The sequence below is a fragment of the Streptomyces tropicalis genome (genome assembly GCF_029269835.1).
Classification (GTDB): Bacteria; Actinomycetota; Actinomycetes; order Streptomycetales; family Streptomycetaceae; genus Streptomyces; species Streptomyces tropicalis.
Window position 1 is genome coordinate 22,846 of the sequence record NZ_JARJBB010000035.1, and the last position, 8,130, is coordinate 30,975.

An 8,130-nucleotide genomic window follows, 5' to 3' on the forward strand; every position below is an offset into this window, starting at 1 on the left:
GCAGGCACCCGATGTGATCTTCCATACCTGCGCAGATGTGCAGCTATGCAGGCGACGTCCGGCGGCCCTACCGTGGTCGGGCCGTGGTGTTCGGGAAGCCGGTGACGATCCCTCAGGGGTCCATGCCGGAGCGGCCCTCGCCACTGTGATCGGGGAGTTCCCGTTCCGTCCGGCGCACGCCGGGCCACTGGTCCAACGACCGGGAAGGCAGGGACGGCGGACGCACGACCCGTAAGCCAGGAGACCGGCCACGGCAGCTCACGAAGTGATCCACGAGGTGCTGGAGCGTGAAGACCGGATGACCCTGCCCGACCCTGCCCCGACGCCGGCGTCCGCGCCGCCGACGGCCTTCCGCTGGCGCCGTGAGGACACCGTGCGCACCGCGGGACTGCTGGCCGTGATCGTCGCCCTGCACGTCGTCGCGTTCGGCGTGCTGTTCCTGCTCGTCGCGCCCGCCCGCTACCGGGTCGGCTCCGAGGCCTTCGGCATCGGACTCGGCGTCACCGCGTACACCCTCGGGGTGCGGCACGCCTTCGACGCCGACCACATCGCCGCGATCGACAACACCACCCGCAAGCTGATGGCCGACGGCAAGCGGCCGGTGTCGGTCGGCTTCTGGTTCGCCCTCGGCCACTCCAGCGTGGTGGTGCTGCTGTCCCTGCTGATCGCGGGCGGCACCACGCTCGCCGGGCGGGTCATGGACGAGGGCTCGCGCACCCACCAGGTCCTCGGCTTCCTGGGCACCACCATCTCCGGCGCCTTCCTCTACCTCATCGCCGCCCTCAACCTGGTGGCCCTGGCGGGCATCTGGAAGGTCTTCCGGGCGATGCGCGCGGGCACCTACGACGAGCGGGAGCTGGAGGCGCACCTGGAGTCGCGGGGGTTCATGAACCGGCTCCTCGGCCGCCTCACCCGGTCCGTGACCCGCCCCGGCCAGATGTACCCGCTGGGCTTCCTGTTCGGCCTGGGCTTCGACACCGCCACCGAGGTCTCGCTGATGGTGATGGCCGGCTCGGGTGCGGCGGCGGGCCTGCCCTGGTACGCGATCCTGTGCCTGCCGCTGCTGTTCGCCGCGGGCATGAGCCTGTTCGACACCATCGACGGCACCTTCATGAACTTCGCCTACCAGTGGGCGTTCTCGAACCCGGTGCGCAAGGTGTTCTACAACCTCACCATCACCGGCCTGTCGATCGCGGTGGCCTTCGTCATCGGCACGATCGAACTCGTCGGCGTGCTCCACGACAAGCTCGACCTGCGCGACGACGTCACCGACTGGATCGCCGCCCTCGACCTCGACCACGTCGGCTACGTCATCGTCGGCCTGTTCGTGGTGGTGTGGGCGGCGGCGCTGTCGTACTGGCGGCTGGCGAGGGTCGAGGAGCGCTGGACGCCGAAGACCGCGGACCGGATCCGGTCGCACTGACCGCGGACGGCCCCGCACCGGACGTCGGCGCACCTGCGTCCGACGGCCGCGGACCCGGGAGGCAGGTGCCCCCCGGCGCGCTCTAGGAGCGGTCCCGCTCCCGGCGGCCGCCGCCCTCCACCGCCGCCAGCCACAGCGCGACGTAGCGTGCGGCGTCGATGTCGAGAGCGACGTCCACCAGGCGCTGTTCCCGTGCCTCGCCGTGCAGTTCGGCCTCGCCGGGCCGCGGGCGGCGGTCCACGACGGTCTGGCCGCGGGCCGGGCCCGGCGCGAGGTTCACCTCCACCGGCAGCCGGTGGGTGGTCAGCCCCTCCGGGTCGGCGACCGCGCAGACCGCGCCCGCGTCGCCGAGGCCGCCCGCGGGGTCGTGGGCGGTGGCCGGGCGGCGGTGCGCGAGCAGCCGTCCGGCCAGCCGGGCGCCCGGCTCCGCGCTCGCGCCGAGCCGGCGCACGTCCGCCGCGGGGACGATCACCCGCTCGAACACGTCCAGGCCGTACATGGTGATCGGCACCCCGGCGGTGAGCAGGACCGCCGCCGCCTCCGGGTCGTGCCAGACGTTGAACTCGGCGACCGGCGTGGCGTTTCCGGTGGCCACCGCGCCGCCCATGAACACGATCCGCTCGATGTGCGCGGTCACCTCGGGATGCGTGCGCAGCAGCAGCGCGATGTTCGTCAGCGGCGCCGTGGGGACGAGGGTGACCGGGCGGTCGGACGCCAGGATCTCCCGGCGCAGCAGCGACACCGCGTCCGTGTCGGCGGGGCGGCGGGCCGGTGCGGGCAGGCCGAGGTCGCCCATGCCGTCCCGGCCGTGCACGTGCCGGGCCGTCCGCACCGGCTCCAGCAGCGGGCGTTCGGCGCCGCGCGCGACGGGGACGTCGCCGGCGCCGGCGTGCTCCAGGACCGTCAGGGTGTTGCGCACCACCTGGTCCACGTCCGTGTTCCCGGCGACACAGGTGACCGCGCGCAGCCGGATGCCGGGGTGCCGCACGGCGAACAGCAGGGCCAGGGCGTCGTCGACCCCGGTGTCGCAGTCGATGATCACGGGGATGGGCTGACCGGCCACGGCGGCCTCCTTCCGTCACCCCGACCCTAGGGCGGACACGCCCTAGGTGTGCCGTCCCCCTCCCGCCTGCCCCGCGACGCCCCCGCCGACGTCACTCCCACAGCGTGGTGCCGCGCGCCGCGACCCGCTCGCCGATCCGGCGCAGCGCCTCCTCGACGCGGTACGCGCCGGGGCGCCGTCCGTCGCGCAGCCGCAGCGCGACCTGGTCCCCGTCGGCCTCCCGGCGGCCGATCACCGCCAGGTACGGCACCCGGCGCGCCGCCCGGATCCGGGCGCCCAGGGTGCCGTCCTCCGGTGCGGCGAGCTCGGCCCGCAGCCCGGCCGCCCCGGCCCGGCGCACCACCTCCCGCGCCCGGTCCGCCTGGTCCGCGGCGACCGGCAGCACCACGAGCTGCACGGGGGCGAGCCACGCCGGGAACGCCCCGCCGTGCACCTCCAGCAGGTGGGCGACCGCCCGCTCCACGCTGCCGATGATGCTGCGGTGCACCATGACGGGCCGGTGCCGGGCGCCGTCGGCGCCGGTGTAGCGCAGGTCGAAGCGCTCGGGCTGGTGGAAGTCGATCTGGACGGTGGACAGGGTGGCCTCGCGTCCCACCGGATCCGCGATCTGCACGTCGATCTTGGGCCCGTAGAAGGCGGCCTCGCCCGGGGCCTCCTCGTAGGGGAGGCCGGAGCCGTCCAGGACCTCCCGCAGCAGCGCGGTCGCCCGCTCCCAGAGGGCCGGGCCGGCGACGTACTTGCCGCCCGCGCCGGGCAGCGACAGCCGGTGCCGTACGGCCCGGATGCCGAGGTCGGCGTAGGCACGGCCGATCAGCGCGAGCGCGGTGCGGGCCTCCGCGACGGCCTGGTCGAGGGTGCAGAAGACGTGCGCGTCGTTGAGGTGGATGGCCCGGACCCGGGTCAGCCCGCCGAGCACGCCGGACAGCTCGGCCCGGTACATGCCGCCCAGCTCGGCCAGGCGCAGCGGCAGGTCGCGGTGGCTGCGGGGGCGGGAGCGGTAGATGACGGCGTGGTGCGGGCAGAGGCTCGGGCGCAGCAGCACCTCCTCGGCGCCCATCCGCATCGGCGGGTACATGTCGCCGCCGTAGTGCGCCCGGTGCCCGGAGATCTCGTACAGCTCGCGCTTGCCGAGGACGGGCGAGTACACGTGCCGGTAGCCGGCGGACCGTTCGAGGTCGCGGACGTACTCCTCCAGGGTGTGGCGCACCAGCGCGCCGTCGGGCAGCCAGTACGGCAGGCCCGCCCCGATCAGCGGATCGGTGTCGAACAGGTCCAGCTCCCGCCCGAGCCGGCGGTGGTCGGGCACGGGGGTGGCGGGCCCGGGGCGGGCGCCGGGGGCGTACGGGGGATGGGACGGATGCTGCACGGGGGCCTCCTCGCGGGACGGGGCGAGGGCCGGGGAGCGCCGGAGCCCCGGGGCACTCGCCCCGGGGCTTCCTTCGATCAGCTCAGCTGTCGGCGCGCCGGGACGGGGTCCGGCGTCGTCGTCGCGTGACACGGCTGAACAGGCTTCATACCGGCGACGCTAGCAACCCCTCCCGCCGTCCGGCGACCGCTTTTCGCGCCCCCGCGGCCCGCCGGCCGGTCACCCGGACGGCCCGGAGCGCTGGTGCGCGGGCCGTCCCGGTGGTGCCGTGAGACTGACTGAAAGCCCCTCAGGTCCGCCCGCACGGCCCCCTCCGGGTCCGTGGGTGCGGCCGACCGGTCCGCCTGTCTGGAGGCACCGCCATGACCCCACCCCCGGCCCGCGCCGCGACCGCCTCCGGCCTCGCGGCCCTCGCCACGCTGGCGCTGCTGACGGCGGCCGCCTGCACGGCCGGGGGCGCCGGATCGGCCCGGACGGCCCCGTCGGACGGGCCGGGCACGAAGGCGTCGGCGGACCCCGGCCCCGCGCTCACCGTCGCGCAGGCGGAGGCCGCGCTGATCACGGACGAGGACCTGGGTGCCGCGTGGGCGCCGACCCAGGGCGCCGCGAGCTGGCGGGACGGGCTGCTGAAGGCGCAGGCCGGCACACCCGCCTGCCAGCGCCTGCTGGACGCGCTCTACGCCGACGAGGTGCTCGGCCCGCCCACCGGCTCGTACGCGATCGCCGGTTTCGACGACGGCGACGACTCGGCCCAGCTGCGCTACCAGGTCCTCGCCCACCGTCCGGCGGACGTGGACCGCTCGCTGGCCTGGCTGAAGACCCTGCCGCGGACCTGCTCGCGCTTCACGGCGGCGACCACGCGGGCCGGGACGCAGAGCGTGGAGGTCGCCGACCTGCCGCTGCCCGCCGTGGGCGACGCCCGCCAGGGCCTGCGGGTGACCCTGACCGGCATGTCGGCGTACGGCGACCCGACGGTCCTCACCCTGGACGTGGCCGCGGTCCGCGTCGGGGACGACGCGATCACCCTCTCCGACGGCGCGCTGGGCAACGTGCCGGAGGACGCCACCGTCCAGGCGGTCAAGGCCGGTTCGCAGCGCCTGGCGGACGTCCGCCACCAGGCCCGGCTCCAGGCGTGAGCCCGGCCGGCCGCGCCCCCGCCGGTCCCGGCCCCCTCATCCCAGGCGGTCGACGGCCTCCTTGGCCTCCTTCAGCCCCGCCCCGGTGGCCTCCCGGTACACCTTGATCGCCTCGATCCGCTTCCCCTCCCGCACCAGCCCCTGCACCTCGTCCACCCGGGGCACCTCCAGCCGCAGCCCCAGGTGCTCCAGAACCAGATCGAGCTTGCGCTCGATCCGCTCCAGCCGCCTGTCCGTCCGCGAACTCCTGACCTCATTGCCGACCACGGCGACGAGCACGACGCTCGTCATCAGCAGCACCATCGTGTCCATGCCCAGATGCTACGAACACTCGTACGCCCGTTTCACGGAGAACACGCGCGCCGATCCCGACGAACTCTGTTCCCGGGCAGCGGTGTTCACAGCAGCCGACGGTCCGCCGGGCCGAGGGTCGTGGTGCCGGGGGCCGTGCGGTGGCCGAGGCCGGTGCGGTAGGCGTCGAGGGCCGCCTCGACGCGGCCGGTGCGGCGCAGGAGGTCGCCGAGGAGGCGGCACAGGTCGGCGAGGTCGCCGGCCGCGCCCGCGCGTTCCAGCAGGCTCAGCGCTCGGACGTAGTGCTCCTCGGCCGCCTCGGTGTCCTGGGCGGCCTCGGCGATGATGCCCAGCAGCCGGTGCGCGGCGGCCGCGTGGACGGCGCCGCGCTCGGGAGAGAGGTCGCCGAGGACGTCCCGCAGCAGGGCGGCCGCCTCCCCGGACTTGCCGCGGCGGTGCAGCACGTCGGCCAGCTCGACGGCGACCTGGCTGCTGTAGAGGGCGGCGCGCCGGGCCGACAGCATCGCCTGCGCCTCCCGCAACGCTGCCTCGGCGCGGTCCAGTTCGCCGTTCTGGGCGTGGAGGTAGCCGCGCATCCAGTGGCAGTTGGCCAGCTCGGTGCGCAGGTGGAGGCTTTGGTAGATCTCGGCGGCCCGGGCGAGGGACGCGTCGGCCTCGGCGGTCCGGCCCTCGGCGAGCAGCGTGCGGGCGGCCGCGCGGTGCGCCCGGGCCACCAGCGCCGGGTCGCCCTCCCGCGCGGCGAGGGCGAGCGCGGCCTCCGCCGCCTGGGCGGCGCGGGCGTGCGCGCCCATGTCCATGTACGGCCCGATGACCCCGGCGTACAGCAGGAGCAGGGCGTCCGGGTCGTGCAGGCCGCCGCGGTCGAGTGCGTCGAGCGTGGATTCGAGGAGGTGGACGGCGTAGCGGAGTTCACCGGCCAGGTAGTGGGAGACGGCACGGCCCCGCACGGCGGGCACCCGGGCCGGCAGCGGCGCGTCGGCGAGCAGGCGCTCGGCCCGTTCGAAGTGCTCGTGCCCGGCGGCGAGTTCGCCGGCCTCCAGGGCGCAGTCGCCGAGTCCGAGGAGCGCCTGCGCCTGCACGTCGGGGAGTTCGTGCCGCTCGGCCTCGGCGAGCAGCCGCGCGTACTGGGCCGCCGCCTCCTCGCCCGCGCCGTCGGCGAGCGTGCGCTGCGCCTCGGCGAGCCGCAGCCGGAGGTCGGTGGCGGGGTGACCGGGCCGCCCGTCGGACCGTCCGCCGCGTCCGCCGCTCTCCGGGTCGTCCCGCTTCGCCATGCGCTTCATCATGCCAGGAACGCCACGCCCGCAGACTTCCCTTCCGGGTTCCGCCCGGACCGGGTTCCACCCGTCCCGCCGTCCCGCCCGGGCGCCCTTCCCGCCGGCCGCCCCACCCCCTAGGTTGGAGTGCACGCCAAGCGCTCCAGCCATCACCGTCGTTGCGAGGTCGGTCACCGTGCCCGGACGCACAGTCGCCCGCCGTGGACACATGTCCGCACGTCATGCCAGAGGGTTCGCCGCGGCGGTCCTGGCCGTGGCCGCCCTGGTCACCGCGGCCAACGCCGGCCCGGCCAGGGCCGCGACCCCCGCGGGCCCGCCCGCCGCCCGCACGGCCGCCCACCTCTGCGCCCACCCGGCCGGTGGCCCGCAGCGGGGCTGGGCGATGGCTGGGCCGCCGCACGCGGTGCAGGCCGCCCGAGGCCGTCAGGCCCGGGACCGGGGCGGGAGTTGACGCAGCTGTTCCCGTACGTGGTCCAGGGCGCCCTGCCGCCTGCCGGGCACCCGGCCCCGCAATTCGGCCAGGGAGGAGCCCAGTTCGCGTGCCGCCTGCGGCTCGCGGATCCGGCCCCACTGGTGGTGGGCCCGGTCCACGGCGGCCTCCACCGCCGGGGCGTCCGGGCTCTGCCCCGTCGCCAGCCGGGCCGCGGCGACCGCCAGCCACGCCCGGCAGCTGCGCGCCGGATCCCCGGCGAGCATCGCCAGGTCCGCGCGGACCTCGGTCCAGTGCAGCGCGTCCTCGGAGGCGGGCCCGTGCGCCTGCGCGGCGGTGCGTTCCCAGCGGGCGGCGAGCGCGTCGGCGTCGCCGTGCCGTCCCGCCCGCACGCACGCGCTGATCGCGGCGTGCGGATCGTGCGCCGCGGGCGGCTGCGCGGTCAGCACGAGGTGGTCCGCGGTGCCGTCCTCGTCGGCCAGCCGGGCCAGCGCCTGCTGGTGCACCTGCTCCAGCGGCGGCCGGTGCCCGCTGCGCAGGATCGTCGCCACCGCCTTCAGGTACGCCGGCGCCGCCACCGAGCGCCGGGACGGCGGCGGCGCGATCCGCCCGTACACCGCGGTGCTGCGGCCGGTGTCCAGCGGGCGTTCCCGCAGCTGCGCCCACGTCTCCGCGTCGGCGTGCAGGTCGGCCACGACGGTCGTGGTGCCCTCGGCGCGCAGCCGCAGCTCCTCGCGCAGCCAGTGCCAGGGCAGCGCGGTGTAGCGGACCGTGGCGGGGGTGGTCCGGGCGAGGGCGAGGTGCGGCAGGTGCTGGCGCCGGTCGAGCTGGAGCTGCCCGGCGAGGAAGACGGTCAGCGGTCCCGGGGCCGCCGCGGCCGCCCGCAACCGGGTCAGGACGGCCTGTGGTTCGAGCGGGTCGACGAGTTCGACGACGGTCGCGGTGTCCGTGCCCGACAGGACGGCGGGCGGGACGGCGGCCAGTACGGGGAGCACCGACGCGGCGTCCACCAGGCGCCCCCGGCCCACCGGCGAGGCCGCGAGCAGCAGCACGGTTCCGGGCATGTCGTTCCCCCGCGTCGGTCGGTCGCGTACGGCAGCACCGTAACCTCTGCGGCCACCCGGGT

General features: G+C 76.1%; 7 protein-coding genes, 1 pseudogene and 1 riboswitch. Of the genes and pseudogenes, 3 read left to right on the forward strand and 5 right to left on the reverse strand.

Features of this window, described 5'->3' with window-relative positions; genetic code table 11:
• The first annotated feature begins 67 nt into the window (after positions 1-67).
• A riboswitch (cobalamin riboswitch) is annotated at positions 68-267 on the forward strand.
• Between the two features lie 31 nt (positions 268-298).
• Positions 299-1,423 carry a Nickel transporter NicT gene (nicT, locus tag P3H78_RS31120; RefSeq protein WP_276112542.1) on the forward strand — a complete coding sequence of 375 codons (1,125 nt, stop codon included), beginning with the start codon at positions 299-301 and terminating at the stop codon, positions 1,421-1,423.
• 82 nt (positions 1,424-1,505) lie between these two features.
• On the opposite strand, the gene P3H78_RS31125 is transcribed toward nicT, so the two are convergent.
• Together P3H78_RS31125 and thrS are read right to left on the reverse strand one after the other, a co-directional pair.
• Complete coding sequence (locus P3H78_RS31125; RefSeq protein WP_276112534.1) at positions 1,506-2,486, reverse strand: nucleoside hydrolase; 981 nt, start codon at positions 2,484-2,486, stop codon at positions 1,506-1,508.
• Positions 2,487-2,577: 91 nt separating this feature from the next.
• A complete protein-coding gene (gene thrS / locus P3H78_RS31130) occupies positions 2,578-3,792 on the reverse strand; it encodes a threonine--tRNA ligase (protein ID WP_276112543.1) in 1,215 nt (404 codons plus the stop codon).
• 422 nt (positions 3,793-4,214) lie between these two features.
• Here thrS and P3H78_RS31135 point away from each other — a divergent pair, with 422 nt between their 5' ends.
• On the forward strand, positions 4,215-4,988 hold the full coding sequence (locus P3H78_RS31135) for a hypothetical protein (RefSeq protein WP_276112535.1): 774 nt from the start codon (positions 4,215-4,217) through the stop codon (positions 4,986-4,988).
• A 36-nt stretch (positions 4,989-5,024) separates the two neighbouring features.
• On the opposite strand, the gene P3H78_RS31140 is transcribed toward P3H78_RS31135, so the two are convergent.
• Positions 5,025-5,300, reverse strand: coding sequence for a ribosomal protein L7/L12 (locus tag P3H78_RS31140; RefSeq protein ID WP_276112536.1), 276 nt, complete (start codon positions 5,298-5,300; stop codon positions 5,025-5,027).
• Positions 5,301-5,386: 86 nt separating this feature from the next.
• Positions 5,387-6,520: pseudogene (locus P3H78_RS31145) on the reverse strand (transcriptional regulator); the annotation flags it as partial.
• A 262-nt stretch (positions 6,521-6,782) separates the two neighbouring features.
• On the opposite strand from P3H78_RS31145, the gene P3H78_RS31150 reads away from it, so the two are divergent.
• Complete coding sequence (locus P3H78_RS31150) at positions 6,783-7,025, forward strand: hypothetical protein (protein ID WP_276112544.1); 243 nt, start codon at positions 6,783-6,785, stop codon at positions 7,023-7,025.
• On the opposite strand, the gene P3H78_RS31155 is transcribed toward P3H78_RS31150, so the two are convergent.
• Entirely contained in the window at positions 6,998-8,068 is a 1,071-nt protein-coding gene (locus P3H78_RS31155; RefSeq protein ID WP_276112538.1) for a hypothetical protein, read from the reverse strand. The two genes, P3H78_RS31150 and P3H78_RS31155, sit on opposite strands and share 28 nt — an antisense overlap.
• Positions 8,069-8,130: the final 62 nt, after the last annotated feature.

Coding starts and splice junctions, on each gene's coding strand:
- P3H78_RS31155 (WP_276112538.1), bottom strand. CDS start 8,068: ATGCCCGGAACCGTGCTGCTGCTCGCGGCCTCGCCGGTGGGCCGGGGG.
- P3H78_RS31150 (WP_276112544.1), top strand. CDS start 6,783: ATGTCCGCACGTCATGCCAGAGGGTTCGCCGCGGCGGTCCTGGCCGTG.
- nicT (WP_276112542.1), top strand. CDS start 299: ATGACCCTGCCCGACCCTGCCCCGACGCCGGCGTCCGCGCCGCCGACG.
- P3H78_RS31135 (WP_276112535.1), top strand. CDS start 4,215: ATGACCCCACCCCCGGCCCGCGCCGCGACCGCCTCCGGCCTCGCGGCC.
- P3H78_RS31140 (WP_276112536.1), bottom strand. CDS start 5,300: ATGGACACGATGGTGCTGCTGATGACGAGCGTCGTGCTCGTCGCCGTG.